The organism is Roseburia sp. AF02-12 (assembly GCF_003461765.1).
Taxonomy (GTDB): Bacteria; Bacillota; Clostridia; order Lachnospirales; family Lachnospiraceae; genus Roseburia_C; species Roseburia_C amylophila.
On the sequence record NZ_QTXS01000001.1, the window covers coordinates 1199433 to 1216069 of the forward strand.

24 protein-coding genes are annotated in these 16637 nt (G+C 36.8%); 2 read left to right on the forward strand and 22 right to left on the reverse strand.

Annotated features, from left to right (window positions below; all coding sequences use genetic code 11):
* Positions 1-110 precede the first annotated feature (110 nt).
* Positions 111-1214, forward strand: a complete 1104-nt coding sequence (locus DV740_RS05875) for a CPBP family glutamic-type intramembrane protease (RefSeq protein ID WP_117699282.1) — start codon at positions 111-113, stop codon at positions 1212-1214.
* 83 nt (positions 1215-1297) lie between these two features.
* Here DV740_RS05875 and DV740_RS05880 read toward each other — a convergent pair whose 3' ends face one another.
* The 5 genes from DV740_RS05880 to DV740_RS05900 form a co-directional block, all read right to left on the reverse strand.
* The gene (locus tag DV740_RS05880; protein WP_117842055.1) at positions 1298-1570 is read right to left on the reverse strand and encodes a Fur family transcriptional regulator; all 273 of its coding nucleotides are present in this window, start codon (positions 1568-1570) and stop codon (positions 1298-1300) included.
* 18 nt (positions 1571-1588) lie between these two features.
* Positions 1589-1726: a FeoB-associated Cys-rich membrane protein gene (locus tag DV740_RS05885; RefSeq protein WP_117699280.1), complete on the reverse strand. Its 138-nt coding sequence runs from the start codon at positions 1724-1726 to the stop codon at positions 1589-1591.
* Positions 1727-1754: 28 nt separating this feature from the next.
* Positions 1755-3920: a ferrous iron transport protein B gene (gene feoB, locus DV740_RS05890; RefSeq protein WP_118087630.1), complete on the reverse strand. Its 2166-nt coding sequence runs from the start codon at positions 3918-3920 to the stop codon at positions 1755-1757.
* 160 nt (positions 3921-4080) lie between these two features.
* Positions 4081-4302: a FeoA family protein gene (locus DV740_RS05895; RefSeq protein WP_022242378.1), complete on the reverse strand. Its 222-nt coding sequence runs from the start codon at positions 4300-4302 to the stop codon at positions 4081-4083.
* Positions 4303-4321: 19 nt separating this feature from the next.
* Positions 4322-4534 carry a FeoA family protein gene (locus tag DV740_RS05900; RefSeq protein WP_117699278.1) on the reverse strand — a complete coding sequence of 71 codons (213 nt, stop codon included), beginning with the start codon at positions 4532-4534 and terminating at the stop codon, positions 4322-4324.
* Positions 4535-4754: 220 nt separating this feature from the next.
* Between DV740_RS05900 and DV740_RS05905 the strand changes: the two genes are divergently transcribed.
* Positions 4755-5117: a metal-dependent transcriptional regulator gene (locus DV740_RS05905; RefSeq protein ID WP_117699268.1), complete on the forward strand. Its 363-nt coding sequence runs from the start codon at positions 4755-4757 to the stop codon at positions 5115-5117.
* A 2-nt stretch (positions 5118-5119) separates the two neighbouring features.
* On the opposite strand, the gene DV740_RS05910 is transcribed toward DV740_RS05905, so the two are convergent.
* The 17 genes from DV740_RS05910 to DV740_RS14765 all read right to left on the reverse strand — a co-directional run bounded on the left by DV740_RS05910 (position 5120) and on the right by DV740_RS14765 (position 16489).
* Positions 5120-5794, reverse strand: a complete 675-nt coding sequence (locus DV740_RS05910) for a YoaK family protein (RefSeq protein WP_118087631.1) — start codon at positions 5792-5794, stop codon at positions 5120-5122.
* 66 nt (positions 5795-5860) lie between these two features.
* On the reverse strand, positions 5861-6847 hold the full coding sequence (locus tag DV740_RS05915) for a Panacea domain-containing protein (protein ID WP_118087632.1): 987 nt from the start codon (positions 6845-6847) through the stop codon (positions 5861-5863).
* 114 nt (positions 6848-6961) lie between these two features.
* Complete coding sequence (locus DV740_RS05920) at positions 6962-7450, reverse strand: hypothetical protein (protein WP_118087633.1); 489 nt, start codon at positions 7448-7450, stop codon at positions 6962-6964.
* 370 nt (positions 7451-7820) lie between these two features.
* Entirely contained in the window at positions 7821-8153 is a 333-nt protein-coding gene (locus DV740_RS05925; protein ID WP_158561527.1) for an SMI1/KNR4 family protein, read from the reverse strand.
* Between the two features lie 87 nt (positions 8154-8240).
* Positions 8241-8867, reverse strand: a complete 627-nt coding sequence (locus DV740_RS05930) for a hypothetical protein (protein ID WP_118087635.1) — start codon at positions 8865-8867, stop codon at positions 8241-8243.
* A gap of 158 nt (positions 8868-9025) precedes the next feature.
* Positions 9026-9358, reverse strand: coding sequence for a DUF2185 domain-containing protein (locus tag DV740_RS05935; protein WP_118087636.1), 333 nt, complete (start codon positions 9356-9358; stop codon positions 9026-9028).
* 333 nt (positions 9359-9691) lie between these two features.
* Positions 9692-9925: an Imm74 family immunity protein gene (locus DV740_RS05945; RefSeq protein ID WP_118087637.1), complete on the reverse strand. Its 234-nt coding sequence runs from the start codon at positions 9923-9925 to the stop codon at positions 9692-9694.
* Positions 9926-10055: 130 nt separating this feature from the next.
* The gene (locus tag DV740_RS05950; RefSeq protein ID WP_242994226.1) at positions 10056-10496 is read right to left on the reverse strand and encodes a hypothetical protein; all 441 of its coding nucleotides are present in this window, start codon (positions 10494-10496) and stop codon (positions 10056-10058) included.
* A gap of 49 nt (positions 10497-10545) precedes the next feature.
* On the reverse strand, positions 10546-11130 hold the full coding sequence (locus tag DV740_RS05955) for a DNA/RNA non-specific endonuclease (protein WP_158561528.1): 585 nt from the start codon (positions 11128-11130) through the stop codon (positions 10546-10548).
* A 132-nt stretch (positions 11131-11262) separates the two neighbouring features.
* Positions 11263-11715, reverse strand: a complete 453-nt coding sequence (locus tag DV740_RS05960; RefSeq protein ID WP_117842380.1) for a hypothetical protein — start codon at positions 11713-11715, stop codon at positions 11263-11265.
* Between the two features lie 13 nt (positions 11716-11728).
* Positions 11729-11950, reverse strand: coding sequence for a hypothetical protein (locus tag DV740_RS05965; protein WP_118087638.1), 222 nt, complete (start codon positions 11948-11950; stop codon positions 11729-11731).
* Between the two features lie 46 nt (positions 11951-11996).
* Positions 11997-12260, reverse strand: coding sequence for a hypothetical protein (locus tag DV740_RS05970; protein WP_118087639.1), 264 nt, complete (start codon positions 12258-12260; stop codon positions 11997-11999).
* Between the two features lie 104 nt (positions 12261-12364).
* Entirely contained in the window at positions 12365-12892 is a 528-nt protein-coding gene (locus tag DV740_RS05975; protein WP_242994227.1) for a hypothetical protein, read from the reverse strand.
* A 4-nt stretch (positions 12893-12896) separates the two neighbouring features.
* Positions 12897-13832: a hypothetical protein gene (locus tag DV740_RS05980; RefSeq protein ID WP_118087640.1), complete on the reverse strand. Its 936-nt coding sequence runs from the start codon at positions 13830-13832 to the stop codon at positions 12897-12899.
* A 349-nt stretch (positions 13833-14181) separates the two neighbouring features.
* Complete coding sequence (locus DV740_RS05985) at positions 14182-14496, reverse strand: hypothetical protein (protein ID WP_118087641.1); 315 nt, start codon at positions 14494-14496, stop codon at positions 14182-14184.
* Between the two features lie 14 nt (positions 14497-14510).
* On the reverse strand, positions 14511-16319 hold the full coding sequence (locus tag DV740_RS05990; RefSeq protein ID WP_118087642.1) for a T7SS effector LXG polymorphic toxin: 1809 nt from the start codon (positions 16317-16319) through the stop codon (positions 14511-14513).
* Between the two features lie 17 nt (positions 16320-16336).
* Complete coding sequence (locus tag DV740_RS14765) at positions 16337-16489, reverse strand: hypothetical protein (protein ID WP_158552152.1); 153 nt, start codon at positions 16487-16489, stop codon at positions 16337-16339.
* Between the last annotated feature and the right edge of the window lie 148 nt (positions 16490-16637).

Here is a 16637-nt window from a genome sequence, read left to right on the forward strand (position 1 = left end):
ATTTTCACAAAAGCGAATTATATAACTTTTACATTTCATTATGTACTTCCGGAAATATATGCTATAATGGACGCATATTTGATTCATTTACTAAGGAGAGGTATTTTACAATGAAAGAAAAATTTAAAAATCTGTCAGCACCCGTTGGAATTGTGCTGTCTATTGTAGCGGTTATTCTTTTTACCGGGTTATTGTTGGGGCTTGGCTTTGTTTTAGGAAAAATTCCGGGATTAAATGAACAAAACGACTACCTGCTTCAGGCAATCGCGGAATTTATCATTCTGATTGTTTTCCTGATTATAACCTTTGTGATTGGTTATACCCGTATCTTTACGGAAAATGTTGCCGGCTGGCTCAGAAGTTTATATACCGGCGGCTTCTTTGTGGTTTACTGTCTGTTCAGCCTTATTGCACAGATTTATCTTTGCAGTATATCAAAAGCGGGAAATGTAAGACCTGCTTTGGAAATTATATTCTATATAGTTGCTATTTTTCTGGTTGGACTGGTAGAAGAACTGGTTTTTCGAGGTGTCATTTTTAATCTGTTACTGAACAGTTTTCCAAAAACAAGAAAAGGCATTACCGGTGCCATTGTTTTAGGCGGCGTCCTCTTTGGTCTGATGCATTTTGTAAATATCCTTTCCGGAGTGAAATTTACAAGTGCACTGATTCAGGTTATCTCTGCTGCTCTGATGGGTATTTTATTCTGTACGATATATGCATCTACCCGCAATTTCTGGATGCTTGTCATTTTCCATGCCCTTGTTGATTTTGCCAGCCTGCTTTCCACCGGAATTTTCGATGCTGGAAATATTGTGTCCCAGATCAATACTTTCTCCGCAATTAATTCCCTGTCATTTATCATGCTGGCGATTCCGATGTTTGTCATGCTGCGTAAATCCAGACGCATCCGCTTAGAGATGCTCTACAACAACGTTCCGATTTATGATGATGAACACGAAGCTAAGATGCTTTCCATTGTATCTCTTGTTCTTGGCATTATCAGTCTGGTACTTTCCTGCATCGGCTATCTGATTGGGCTTGGTATTGTGGGCATTTTTGCAGCAATTCTTTCCAAGAAAGCCAAGCCATATAATAACTCTATGGCTACTGCCGGAATGATTACTTCCATCATAGGAATTATCCTTTCTGCCATTGCTGTGGTTCTTCTCAGTGTGGTCTATTCCAGTGATATGATGGCGCAGTTTATGTAAAAGTTCAACATGAAAAGCCCGGATTGCTCCGGGCTTTTCTTCTACATTGTCTACATTGTTTAAATTTTTTTCGGATATGAGGGCTATGCTTCTTCTGCCTTGTCATCCAGATTTACTACGATTATATTTTTTCTTGTAACTGCGCCAATTTCCTCCAGTGCATTGAGCATACGGTATACGGTTGCTGTTCCAATGCTTTTGTCCTTCTTGGACGCTCTGTAATAAATTTCCTTACAACTGGAGCAGTTATCCTCTAAGATAATATCCAAAAGAATACGACGCTGCTTTGTCATCCGGCATCCCCGGTCTTTCAGCATCTTGATTATCTTGTCTCTGGTCTGTGTCGTCTGCGTCATGCCTGCCTCCAATCTAGATCAATGGCAATGTCCATCACAGTGCTTGCAGTTCACACCACACTGCAGTGATTTTCCTGCCTTTTTGTCTTTTACCATGCTTCGAATTATAAGTGCAACGACTGCTACAACTACAGTTCCAACAATAACTGTACCCATCGTAATCACTCCTTTCTGTTATGGCGGATTATTTTGCTTTTACTGTTACATTTAATGTCTGGCTTTCCTTATAAGGACGGAACAAAAGATAAATGAATCCGATGATTAAAAGGAATGCGACTACTGTTCCAATTCCAAATGTTCCTGCTGTAATTAAGGAACCAATCTGGAAGATACATAAGGATACAACATATGCAAGGATACACTGATATCCGATTGCGAACCAGAACCATTTTGTATTGTTCATCTCACGTTTGATTGCACCCATAGCTGCGAAACATGGTGCACACAGTAAGTTGAATACTAAGTAAGAATATGCTGCAAGTGCAGTCATGCTGCTTGCAAGGTTACCCCAGATTTCTGCGCCGTCTTCTGCAACTTCTGCAAATCCGAATAACTGTCCGATTGTTCCTACTACGTTCTCTTTTGCGATTAATCCGGTAATAGCTGCAACTGTCATCTTCCAGTTACCCCATCCAAGAGGTGCGAAAATCCAGGCAACTGCATTACCAATCTTAGCTAAGATACATTCTGCCTGAGCAGCTTCCAGCGCGGTTCCTTCCAGTCCGTCAAAGCTTAACATTCCGAAGCTTCCGTCTGTCCATCCAAAGTTCATTAAGAACCAGACTACGATAGTTGATAAGAGGATGATGGTACCAGCCTTCTTAATAAAGGACCAGCCTCTCTCCCACATGCTTCTTAATACGTTTCCAACTGTTGGCCAGTGATATGCCGGTAACTCCATAACGAATGGTGCCGGATCTCCAGCAAACATCTTTGTTTTCTTTAAGATAATACCGGAGCAGATGATTGCTGCGATACCAACGAAATATGCACTTGGTGCAACCCATGAAGCTCCGTCAAACAATGCACCAGCGATTAATGCGATGATTGGAAGTTTTGCTCCACATGGGATAAATGTTGTTGTCATAATTGTCATCTTACGGTCTCTGTCATTTTCAATGGTTCTTGATGCCATAACTCCAGGAACACCACAACCACTACCGATTAACATCGGGATAAATGATTTTCCGGAAAGACCGAATTTACGGAAGATACGGTCCATGATAAATGCGACACGAGCCATATAACCGCAGGACTCTAAGAATGCTAAGAAGATGAATAATACCAGCATCTGCGGTACGAATCCGAGAACCGCACCAACACCGGAGATAATACCATCTACGATAAGACCTGTCAGCCAGTCTGCACATCCGATATTTTCAAAGAAGTTCTGTGCTGCCGGGATAATCCACTCACCAAAGAGAGTATCATTGGTCCAGTCTGTTAAAATGGAACCTACTGTTGTTACAGATACATAATATACAATCCACATAACTACTGCGAAGATTGGCAGTGCCAGCCAGCGGTTTGTTACGATACGGTCAATCTTATCGGAAGTAGAAAGTTTTTTCTTGCCATTCTTGGTAATACACTCACCAATAATGCTTGAAATATATACATATCTTTCATTTGTGATAATACTTTCGGTATCATCATCAAATGCATCTTCCATTTCTTTGATTTCTGCAGATACATCTGCTTTCTGTTTCATCTGCTCTGCAATCTTATCATCTTTCTCAAGAAGTTTGATTGCGAAGAAACGTTTCTGTTCTTCCGGAATGTCACTTCCTAATTTTTCTTCTGCTTTGCGGATGATGTCCTCCGCTTCTTTCGAGAACTCATGTACCGGAGCTCCGGCTTTCTGTTTTGCAGCTTCGATTGCCTTCTCTGCTGCAGCCATGATTCCGGTTCCTTTTAATGCAGAAATCTCAACTACTTCGCATCCTAATTTTTTAGAAAGCTTGTCGATATGTATCTGGTCTCCGGATTTCTTTACCAAGTCCATCATGTTTACAGCCATGATAACCGGAATTCCCAGTTCCATTAACTGTGTAGAAAGATAAAGGTTTCTTTCAATATTTGTTCCATCTACAATATTTAAGATTGCATCCGGACGTTCGTTAATCAGGTAGTTTCTTGCAACAACTTCTTCCAGTGTATATGGTGATAAGGAATAGATACCTGGTAAGTCCATGATTGTTACATCCTTATGACCTTTTAACTTTCCTTCTTTTTTCTCTACAGTTACGCCCGGCCAGTTACCTACGAACTGGTTAGAACCTGTCAGAGCATTAAATAATGTGGTTTTTCCACTGTTGGGATTTCCTGCTAATGCAATTTTAATCGCCATCTTTTTTACTCCTCTTTTCTTCTTTCTTTTATCATTTTTAAATTTCCTGCATAGAGCCTTTCTATGCTGTTAGTCCGATATTTCTTTTGTTAGTCGGGCTGTTTCAATGTTAGCTTAGCATTCCTTATGTTAGCATTTACTAACCTATATGCAAAAAAATTTATTCTACTTCAATCATTTCTGCATCTGCTTTACGAAGAGAAAGCTCATAGCCACGAACTGTCACCTCTACCGGATCACCGAGTGGAGCAACCTTTCTTACATAAACGTCCACGCCCTTGGTAATACCCATGTCCATGATACGTCTCTTTACCGGTCCCTCTCCGGACAGCTTTTTCACCTTTACGGTCTGACCGCAGGCTACTTCTTTTAATGTCTTCATAATTTCCTCCTTCTGGCTGTTACACCATAATCTTATTTGCCATGTCTTTTCCAATTGCTACTCTGGATTCTTTGACATTTACAATCATATTTCCATTTACCTCAGATACTACTGTTACTGTACCACCGGCAACAAAGCCAAGGTTCTCAAGAAATCTTCTTGTTTCTTCTTTACCGCCGACCTTCTTAATTACGTTCGGCTCTCCTTCTTTTACCATAGATAAAGGCATCATACTCTCCTCTTTTCTATTGTGCTATTGTTAATTTTTTCTCATTTCATTGGTTAGTATATTCTAACCATCATTAGTTGTCAAGAACGTTTTTGAGAATTTTTTCTCATTAAGAAGCATTTTTTAGATTCACTTTATGATTTGATATGTTCGGCTTAATATGTTATACTTACCTAAATTCATGTATTATTATAGAAAAAAACGTTAATGGGGGTGTTGTTATATGGCAACAAATGAATCAGCAGAAAATTATCTTGAGACTATTCTTATGCTGAGCAAAAAGCTTCCTGTGGTTCGTTCTGTAGATATTGCCAATGAACTTGGCTTTAAGAAATCCAGTGTCAGCATTGCAATGAAGAATTTAAGAGAAAAGAATCATATTACGGTAACCGATTCCGGCTTCATCTATCTTACCGACTCCGGTCGTGAAATTGCAGAAATGATTTATGAACGTCATGAATTTCTTTCTACCTGGTTAGAAAGTCTTGGTGTACCAAAGGAAATCGCAACAGAAGATGCATGCAAAATGGAACATGTTATCAGTAAAGAAAGCTTTACCGCAATCAAAAAAGCTTTGAAGCAGTAATACTACTGCTCCAAAGCTTTTTCTTTGTCTACAAACATCATAATGAATGCCATGAACAACACGGCTGCACATATCAAAATTGCTTTCTCTGCCAATAATTTCACAAAAGCATTTCCAATAATCGCCCCTATTATAAACATCAGGATAATGCCATAATACAGCATTCCCTTAAACGCGGATTCTTTATTCTTCGTATAATGGAAATCACACCAGTTCTGTGTCCCACTTCTTAAATTTCCGATGCACATCGTGGTTGCAATTCCGTTTCCATGAATCTTCCGGAAGCTCTCCACCTGTATGCCACATGCCAGTGAAGTCAGACTGTTGGCTGCCAGATTCATGCTCTGTGGAAAAAAGCATACCACAAATAGCACCAGTGCTTCACACAATACAGAAAGCTGCCGCCAATGAAACAGGCTCTTATCTTTTGCATGTACCCGTACTACATCTGCCAATGCTATTCCGATTGCAAAAGCCAGCACCGGGAACAGATAATGCAATGCCATTCCCCAATTTCTCTCCGATAAATTGATTCCGAGCAATAACATATTTCCCGTCTGCGCATTAGCAAATACTCCATCCCTGCACATATAGGAATATGCATCCATAAATCCTCCAGCCAACGCCAGCACGATTCCAAGTTCTATTGATTCCGACATCTGTCTGGAACGCCTCATAATTATCATCCTCTCATCCTTGGTTTTCTTCTTATTATACTATGGATGTCAAGGGGGAGGGTCAAACTATATCTTTAACGTAGCCATAATATACGAAACTATTTTTTCTTCTGTATTCAGTTGCTTATCTACAAAATATTTTTTTAAAGATGTTTCATCTATTACTTCATTCCCCGGCTCATCATCTTTATATGCAATTCTTTTTTCAATCCAGGGGGTTTGCGAATGACTGATTAATTCAAGTGTTTTTGGTGAATAAACTCCAAATGTTTTAATTACTAAATCTATTGCTTTTATTTCATCAGCAGTAAGCTTCGATAACATGCATCCATGCGTACTATTTATTCCATTATCAATCGGATTAAATTTATATTTTTTGTACTTATTATATATCTCCGGATACACATAGCCATGTTGCCATGCCTGACACTCCTCTAATAATAATCTCTTTCCATTTAACGCATAATTAACGCCATTCGAAAATGCTAATAATTTTTCTAATGCAAGAGGGGTAACCTCCCCCAAATTTGTAATAATATAATTGGCAACCTGTTCAATTTTCGATTCTGAAATGTCTTTTAATTTCGAATATCTGGCAATAAGTCTCTTGTATGCACTGTTTTTTAATTTATGCCTGTTTTCCTCAACTTTACTATAGAAAAATCTTTCATCATTTAAAAATTTGCTTAAAATATCGGAATATTTTTTTGTAGGAATATATCCCTCAAAATATCTCTTTATGGTTGCTTTTCCAAATCCGGCTATATCTGCTAACGCCTCTTTTCCCACATCATATTTCTCTAATATTTCAACTATATCATCCTGTAAAATGATTCCCTTTAGTCTCTTATATGCTTCTATTTTTTCTTCAGACCTTCTTGTATTATAGTCTATATCTGTTGCGACTTCATGCCCGCACTCTTTGCAACGCCCAACTTTAAATCTAAACCGAACCAATTCTCCCCTATAATATTCCTCAACTATCTCCTCTTGCTCTGTAAATTCTACCAAATCCTCACATTCGTTACAGTAAGCCAAATTCATCTTATCCATAATTCCACCTACTTTCTTCTCTTTGTCTCTGTTCTCTTCTTGTTTCTTTCCCTATTCTCTTACTATGTATTGTGATATACAGCATATGGAACCAACCATATGCTGTTAATATTCCTAGTCTACTTTAATTCTATTCTTATGAAATGATATTATAAAAACTTTCTTATACGGAATCTTTCTGTCATTAATCTTGATATAAATTAGCACATTATCATTCGTAATGCCACTGTAATCAGCATCTCTTCTTTTCAACTTACACGGATATTTAAATACATACAAATACTCTTGTGGTAATCCTTTTTCTAATCTCTTTTTTGCCCCTTTTCCAACATCCTTGATCTTCCCAACAAAATTAATTTCTGTCAAATCCATCAAAATATAATTTTGATCATCTGTATCAAATATATAATCATCTGATAACGATGGATTCTCCTCAGTTGGTGTTTGTGGCTGATAATCTCTGTTTTCAACCGCCACTCTCAAATCCTTTAACACCGAAAGGACTTCTGAACTTGGGCATTTGACTTTAGGCTCAGCTAATACTTCTTCCGATATTGCTTCAATTGGAAGTTTGGTCAAATGCCCTAACTTTTCTTCTGCCATATAGCAACCTCTCTTTCGTAACTCATATTGATACGTTTTTTATGTTTTAGTAATTTCCGTATCATATATTTAGTATAACATGATTTGAGCAATTGTCAATTAGAGAAAATATAATTAAATAAATGGATAGACTCCTTATTTCCAGCACAAAAAAGAGTATCTGTATTCACCATTTTGGTTTAACAAATACTCTCTATCAAAATATTTTTTAATTCCGGTGTGCTATTTCATCATACCATTTCATAAACACTTCCTCTTTATGCCATTGTAACATGGGGGGGTTTGAAGCTTTAAGAAAAATATCATAAAATTATTACTCTCACATAATTAAAATTATATTGTTTCATAATAATTTTTCTCTAAAATGAAATCATCGGGAAAAACAGGACATACTATCTCCTCTATAATTCCAAAATAATTCATCCCCATTATCTGTAATACCCCAGGGAAACAAACCTGTTTTGCCGTTATAAAAATCAAAAGAAAACTGTTCTGGAAATTCACTTTGCATACTTATATACGCATCTTTCATAACGTTAAACTTCTCTATAGAATTTAAATTTTCATTTTCGGAAAATGAGGATACTATCCACAAAAACTCATTAATCCCTCCTTCTCCATGAAAATCGATAAACCGCTTATAGTCCTCTGGAAAAATAATTCCTATTTTTTTCTCTATTTCTTCCCATGCGTTTTTTTGCACTCTCCTTGTTGAACAGGAAAAAATTCATTAATGTCATGATTCATAAACAAACCTGCTTTCTATTCAATACTGTTTGATATATTGTCATCAAATGTAACCATTGTTTAATTCTCCGTTTTCAAATTTTTCAATAATTTTTTGACGCTCTATACTATCTTCAGATTTGAATTTCTTCCGCAAACTTATTACATCATTTGATTCTTTAATGCTGCTTCTGTCTTTAATTATCCCTTTATTATATAAAATTCCCATAACAGCAGTACTCCTGTTAACCTTATTACTATTATTAATATAAATGTCTACAAGAATGTTATATAATCGCTGACAAGGCTTACAATATGACAAAATTGAAACAAATGATATCGTTTCCGGAGATGCATCAATATTTTTTTTAATTATATCTAAATATCCCTCATCTCCCGTAGCCTCATACAATATTTTACCAATTTCAACACTTGCTTCACTTGGTATTTGTAATAAATAAGGACTTTCTTTTAAAGCCTTGATACCATCATATTTTTTTAACTTAGGAAAAAATTGTGCTAATTCTATTTCATTTTTATTAAAAAAAGCATCCCAAATAATATCTTCTACTTCTTCTCGCTCCCAATCATATATTTCTTCCATCACTTCTGGATAATATCCATCCATTTTTTCTGAGCCGTTTGCATTCAATTGTTTTATTAAACAATCATAAGCTTTACTATTTTGCATCTATAATTACCTCCTGAATAATAATATCATTTTCTTCGAGGATTGGTTTTTCTATATTTGACCAAAATTACAATATAATTCCGGATAAGCAAAACGCATCGTTCTCATAATATCAATCTTTCCTGAAAACAATGCGTTTTAACCTTATATAAAAAATACTATATTTTAAATATTTTCCCGGTATTATTATCTAAAAAGAATTTCTTTCCATTCTCTTCTACCAATTCTATGTCTGTCCCCACTTCGCAATTGTATATTGCGATAATTGCCGGTTCGATATTGGCAACTGTATTAAAATCACATATGCACATATTATCTGCTTTACTCAAATACTCATCGGTATCAATATCCGAAAAAAATCTCCAACCATTATCAATATTATTTAGCGATTCTTCTCTAACACACCATTTTAATTTTCCTTTATGATCTAAGATATTTTTTGAAACAATACATCCACCTGCATCAGCAATAAAAGTCACTACTTTACTCATACTTTTTCATCCTCCCTAATAAACTTGCTCTATATGGCAATAGTGCTGCCAGTTCCAATGGTGATTTTCCCCATACATTCTTATGATTAACTAAAATATTTTTCTGTGCAAACCAAATCTGATATAAAGGATCTAGTTCCTCATCTGTATATTTCATGTTAATCAAATATTGTAATGGTACCCTTCCCCTTTTATCTGTTTAAAAGTTGACTACATATTTTCCATTATTTCTACTACTTTTTCCCAGTACCTCCCACTACTAGCCAGTCTCACCTTCCGCTTTTGAAACCGATTTTTATATCTGAAATACCTCATGTGGAGACATAATACCTATTATTCAAAAACAATTTGAACCGTATTTTCATTCATGTTTCTCTGAACTTTCTGTATTATACTCTCAATTTGCTCTTCTAGAAGTTCTTCATGCTCATGTGGTGGCTCCCAAAATTTCATTGTATCTCTATATGCCACAAACTTTTTGCCTACAAGCATTTCTCCTTCTGCTCTTACAACATATCCATTCTCCAAATCAAATTTTACATAATTCATACTACCTGTTATTTTCATGTTTTTCTACCTCTCGAAAATAATTTTTCAATCATCTCCACAGCATCTAGTTCTATGAAAACAATACGTTTGCATCTTTAAAGAAACTATGTTGCGTTGCGATTTCAGATGTTCTTATACGAAGTCATTATTAAATATAGTCTTTCATAATGTTCCAAACCCTTTTTACTTCGTCATTATATTTCTCATTCAACTGATTTCTTAATTGAACATCCGCATCATAAATAATGAAATCGCTTAACCCGCCTCTCGAAGCAAACAGTTTACTATAGCTTTCTATCAAGTATTTCATTTTTTCACCATCGCTCTCATCCGAGTCAATACAATTAACTTGTCCCATAAGAATTCTTAATATCCCGTTATATTGTCCATATCCATATTTTTGTACCATTTTGCCAATCTCTATATACGCCTCTCGCAACTGCAAAAACTCTTCATTTCCTATCATTCTTCTATTTTCCAATCTATTGTAATGTTCATTTTTTAATTCTCGAACTTTATCACACCACTCACTATCAAGGAGACAAAAATTACAATATAATTCCAGATAAGCAAAACGCATCATTCTCATAACATCAATCTTTCCTGAAAACAATGCGTTTTAACATTAACATCTACCTTTACTTTTTTCCCTCGCTTATAGCTTTTGCCCATTGATTTTCTATTTTCTTATATTGACTCAAATTAACATCTTTTGATGGAGATACTATATTATCCAAATTTGGTGAACCGCCAAACCTATCTCCTGCTAAGTGTCCCGCATAATCTCCTGCAATTTTTCCTGGAGTGTTTGGGTTATGTTTTAGCCGACCATTTCGTTTCGTTAATTGTAGATTATCAGTATTCCAATTGGATATTCTTCCATTAGCATCTGTTTCGTAATTATACTTAAATTCACCTGTCTGATAGCTAATATTGGGTTTTAAATTTCCAGCTTCATCAAAAGGATTATCTGTAAAGACTTTTTGTGCTGTGTTTCTACCACTCTCCCCAACATTCCCCAGTTGCTGTTTTCTAAGTTCCAACAGCTCCTCCGGGTTTACTTTCTTTAATGCAAGTGCTTCGTCTACCTTTCCGATTCCTCTTATTTCTGCCTCTGTGAGCCCTTCCTTGCTTCCATTCTCAAGAAAATCAAGATATTTCTGGACATCTTCCTTTGACATTCCTTCTGCAAAAGAACCGTGTAATCCACTTACATTTGCCATGGAATCTATCTCGTTGAGCGTTCCATATGTTGCCATTCCGGTTAGTGAACCAACTACAAAGCCTGCCAGTGGACTGGTAAATTTCTTCTGTCATGCTCTTTTCCATGTAGCTGCTGGCTGCCATGGCATCACTCACTGCAACTCTAATTCTTTTTTTAAGTGTTCCAATTCAGAATCTCTCATATCACATACACATATTTCAATAATATCATCTGTTTCTGACAATCCAAAATACACTTTGTCCATTTTTATATAATGTGAACTTTTTTTGTCTGATAATATTATTCTGCTACCATTAGAATACAAAATAGTTTTAAAAACAGGGCATTCTATATCATCACTATGAAAAATTATCTTTCCATCTTCAAAATTTTCCACCACTAGCTTATCCGTAGTTTCTGAATACTCCTTGCAAAGCAGTAGCGTTATTCTTTTTAATAACTTACTCTTTATACCCACTGTAAATTCCAATGAAGAAGTTTTATCTTTTGAATACGAAATATATTCAACCGCTTCCTTATCCTTATTAAATATAATCTTCAAAGGAATATATTCTTCCAATTCCATATCTATTATATCTTGCATATTCTTGTACCTCCTAATGCCATCCATTAAACTGTGCATGTTTTATTACTGGCAACTGTCCTGCTTGTCTTGACTGAGCAAATATAAATTCCCAATTACCTTCCGTAATCTTTTCTCCATAAACCTCTATCTCAAATGATTTTGGAATATTAGTATACGGATACTTTTCTTGAGTTGGGGTAATATTATCCCATACAGTACCCGTCTTACTACCACTCTCTCCAACATTCCCCAACTGCTGCGGTCTTTTTACGTTATTTACTACTTCCAGCTCTGCCTCACTAATTAACCGATACCATTCTTGGGTCTCCTGTTACTCCTGCATAAACATCCTGACCACCTTCTACTGTATTTGAAAAGCCATATGCTGCTGTTCCTGCGCCAATTGCCATTACTCCTACTGTAGCCACTAAAGGAAGTGCCATACCACAGGTTGCTACGACAAGCATTCCTCCCAGAATCATGGTACTGCGAAGATAACCTACCATCATATCGATGGGATACATATCTGCATGGCTGTGCACCTCTTCATATTCCCCTATCATTCTTAATTGCTATATGGACGACCCTGATGATTAATTAATAGGCGTGCATGAGTTGTAGGTTATTGGATGTCCGAAAGTATAAACCTAATTTAAAAACAATATTCTTATAGTAAACATTTTGAATTCATAATTTCTATCATTTCCTCTTGATTCAAATTTTTTAATTCTATTCCAACGAAATCATCTCCTAGAAACAATAAATTATTTAAATCATTAATCCTATATGCATTTAAAACACGCTCTTTAATATCATCTTTTAATATTAAAATTGCATTTTCTAACTTCCAAAATTTAAATCTCCCATCTACGGTAACATTCATACTATTCTCATTGAAATTCTCATTACTTATACTAATTCCAATACCCTCATTTATAATTGCGGGAATATCACTAATATTATTAATCATTTCATCTTGAACAAAATAGCTAATATACTCTATCATTCCATCTTCTGGATTAATTGCTATGTCCAACGGAGGCTTGCGCTTATCCTCATAAAACAAATGGTAATTTTGTCCTATTCTTTTATCAGCAGCTGATATTTCAAATAAAACAAGCCCCTCTCCCATACCTTCTATTTTTCGAATATATTTTTTGTTATTAAATACTTTTTCAAACTTCACTTTTTTCACCTTTCTAATTAAGCATCCTTGCATGATATACTACACCAGTCTCAGTATTAATACCAAGTTCCCAATTACCATATGTACCAAAATATCTTCCAGATGCCTCTGTACCTATCGTTTCCATCGCTTTATTAAGTGATGCAGAATAACTTTCTAACATTGCTTGACTTCTAGTCCCAATGCTCCAACTCTCATCTCCAAATCTACTTACATACTCACCCATATGTTTGGTTGCATTTGAATTTGTCCATAATGTGTTCGTTCCTGTTTCAGTATTCACATAATTAATTTTTCCATCCAAATCAATTTTAAAGGTGGCAGGTATTTCAGTAGCAGGCATATTGTCAGCTGTACCAGTAATATTATCCCATACAGTACCAGTATTACTACCACTCTCTCCAACATTCCCCAGTTGCTGTTTTCTAAGTTCCAACAGCTCCTCCGGGTTTACTTTCTTTAATGCAAGTGCTTCGTCTACCTTTCCGATTCCTCTTATTTCTGCCTCTGTGAGCCCTTCCTTGCTTCCATTCTCAAGAAAATCAAGATATTTCTGGGCATCTTCCTTTGACATTCCTTCTGCAAAAGAACTGTGTAATCCACTTACATTTGCCATGGAATCTAGCTCACTGAGCGTTCCATATGTTGCCATTCCGGTTAGTGAGCCAACTACAAAGCCTGCCAGTGGACTGTTGGTTGCTTCTGTCATTCTCTTGTCCATATAGCTGCTCGCTGCCACCGTCAGTCCCTGCTTTGCATACTCTGTTACTACGGCCCTTCCTATGGATGTTCCTGCACTTACTGCTGCATTAGCCGCCATTCCTCCTGTCAGTATCAGAGAAGCAGCAATTGTCAAAACATTTCCTATTAAATAATAGAGGTCCGGATTACTGGCAAATAATGTATCACGGATTGGATTAACCGATACCAGCCTTGAGTCTCCTGTCACTCCATGGAATCCTGGGATATCTCCGGCATAGTAGCAATTTCTACGATACTACTCCTCACCGCATCAATCTCTTCTATCCATCGGTCAAGCTGTGCCTGGATTAATTCACGGATGCTGGTAATCTTCTCGTACTTTACATTGTTGCTAAGAGCACGTTTATATCAGCGTATTGGAACTAAATATTCTATTTTGATTTTGCAATGTCCTTTCGTATACCCGACTCGACAAATTTTCGCTAGTGTCTATTAATTAACATCATGGATTCTTAATTGCTTCACAACAGCCATGATGATTAATTAATAGACATGCATGAGTTATAGGTTGTTGGAGTCCGAAAGTATAACCATAATTAAATATATTGTTTCATAATCATCCATAACTTATCTTTTAACTCATCTAATGGCTCATTCAATTTTAAACGTGTCTGAAAATCATCGTCATAAATATAAAAATCGCTTAATCCACCTTTTGAAGGATACAATATTTTGTATCTATCCAATATATATTCTGTCTTTTCTTTCTCATTTTCCTCCGAATCTATACATTTTATAATATCAGAAATAGCTTTTATTTGAATGGTATAATAATTTTCGCCATATTTTTGCACCAATTTTCCTAGTTGTAAAAAAATATCTCTTAGTTCATATAATTCTTTCTCTGTCATTTTTTCCTCCTCTACTATTTTAATGAACTCTTACTAATAACTTGATAATCCAATTTCCATGGTTCTTTTATAAATGTCTGCATTATATTATATCCCCCACAATAGGCTCCTCCCTGTGAACCAACTGGGCCAGTATAAACAGTTGTTCCTTTGGGTATTTTAATTGCATAAACAGTATCTACAACTGATTCTCCTGTTAATTCACCAGTAATTGTATCAATCCACTGTGGCTTAACTGCCGTATCAATTCTCACTTTTGCAACGGATTCTGGTGGTTCTGTTGTAAACCATTGTCCTAATGCTTTATCTGAATTTCCACCCCTATAATATATCCTATCTTCTGTAAGAACCTCTACATTATATCTTCCACCATAAAAATTCTTAGCAGGATTTCCTTGGATTTCCGCTAATGGTCCTGGATTTTCAATCATATTATATTGATAATTAGCTATATCATCTGACCCATATATAACAGTTGTACTACCACTCTCCCCTACATTTCCCAACTGCTGCGGTCTTTTTAGATTATTTACTACTTCCAGCTCTGCCTCACTGAGCGTTCCATATGTTGCTATTCCAGTTAGTGAACCAACTACAAAGCCTGCCAGTGGACTGTTGGTTGCTTCTGTCATGCTCTTTTCCACATAGCTGCTGGCTGCCACCGTCAGTCCCTGCTTTGCATACTCTGTTACTACAGCCCTTCCTATGGATGTTCCTGCACTTACTGCTGCATTTGCTGCCATTCCTCCGGTCAGTATCATAGAAGCTGAGATTGTCAACGCATTTCCTATTAAATAATAGAGTTCCGGATTGCTGGCAAATAATGTATCACGGATTGGATTAACCGATACCATTCTTGGGTCTCCTGTTACTCCTGCATAAACATCCTGACCACCTTCTACTGTATTTGAAAAGCCATATGCTGCTGTTCCTGCGCCAATTGCCATTACTCCTACGGTAGCCACTAAAGGAAGTGCCATACCACAGGTTGCTACGACAAGCATTCCTCCCAGAATCATGGTTCCGACTCCGACAAGTGTTTTCACAATGCCTTCTTCTGTTCTCAGTCGGATAGATTCCTGCCACTGCTGTTGCTGCAGTTCATAGAACTCCTCACAGGAGTTTACCCTGTCCTTCACCTGCTCGAGATATGTACTTAACATTCCATCCATCATCTGTGCCAGTTGGAAGGACTCTGTTGCATTCACAACCGATGCATCATATGCACTGATTGTAGCACTACTGCCACCTAACTGTCCACCAATAATACTACGAAGATAGCCTACCATCATATCGATGGGATACATATCTGCATGACTGTGTGCCTCTTCATATTCCCCTATCTGTGTGCGGACATTCTGCACTCCGGCAAGTGCATTATCAAAGCAACTTTCCATACAGGTTGTAGAAAATCTGCCCACATCAAGATAAGCAGACAGTTCTCTCTCAATATCCGCCACTTCCTCTGCTACCGCATCAAAGTCTGACCTGGCTCCCTGGATGTTCTCCTCCAGTCCCTCCATGGAATCCTGGGACATCTCTGCCATCTGGTCAGAATCAATATTATAATACCAGTCTGTGTAGAGTATAAAGCTGCTCCGGTAGGTTTCTATCGTATCTTTTATCATATTTGCAAGATTCATATGATAATCCCACATATAGCTTCTTACATGCTCTGCTGCCTCTCCATGCATCTCCGACATGGCAGCAATCTCTACAATACTGCTTCTTACCACATCTATCTGTTCTATCCACCGGTCAAGCTGTGCCAGAATCAGTTCCCGAATGCTGGTAATTTCTTCATACTTTACCTGAAATCCCATAACTTTCTCCACTCCCCCTATTTTGTCTTTATCATTTTCATCAAAGAAGCTTCTGCATCAACCAGTTCATCACGCAGTGTGAGAAGCTTCCCGGCATCCTGCGTCAGGAGGCTCTGATAATAACTCATCAGACCAATTAACTGTGAAAAGCCTGCCCGGTACGCTGTCATAGCATCCATTGATACATTTAAATCCGGAACTGTAAGCTGTTTTCCTTCTACCTCACCGGATACCGTTGAAAAAGAATGTACCTTGGATGCATAAACATTGGTATCTAATTTTATCAGCCTGATAATTAGTTACTGATATAGCAGGACT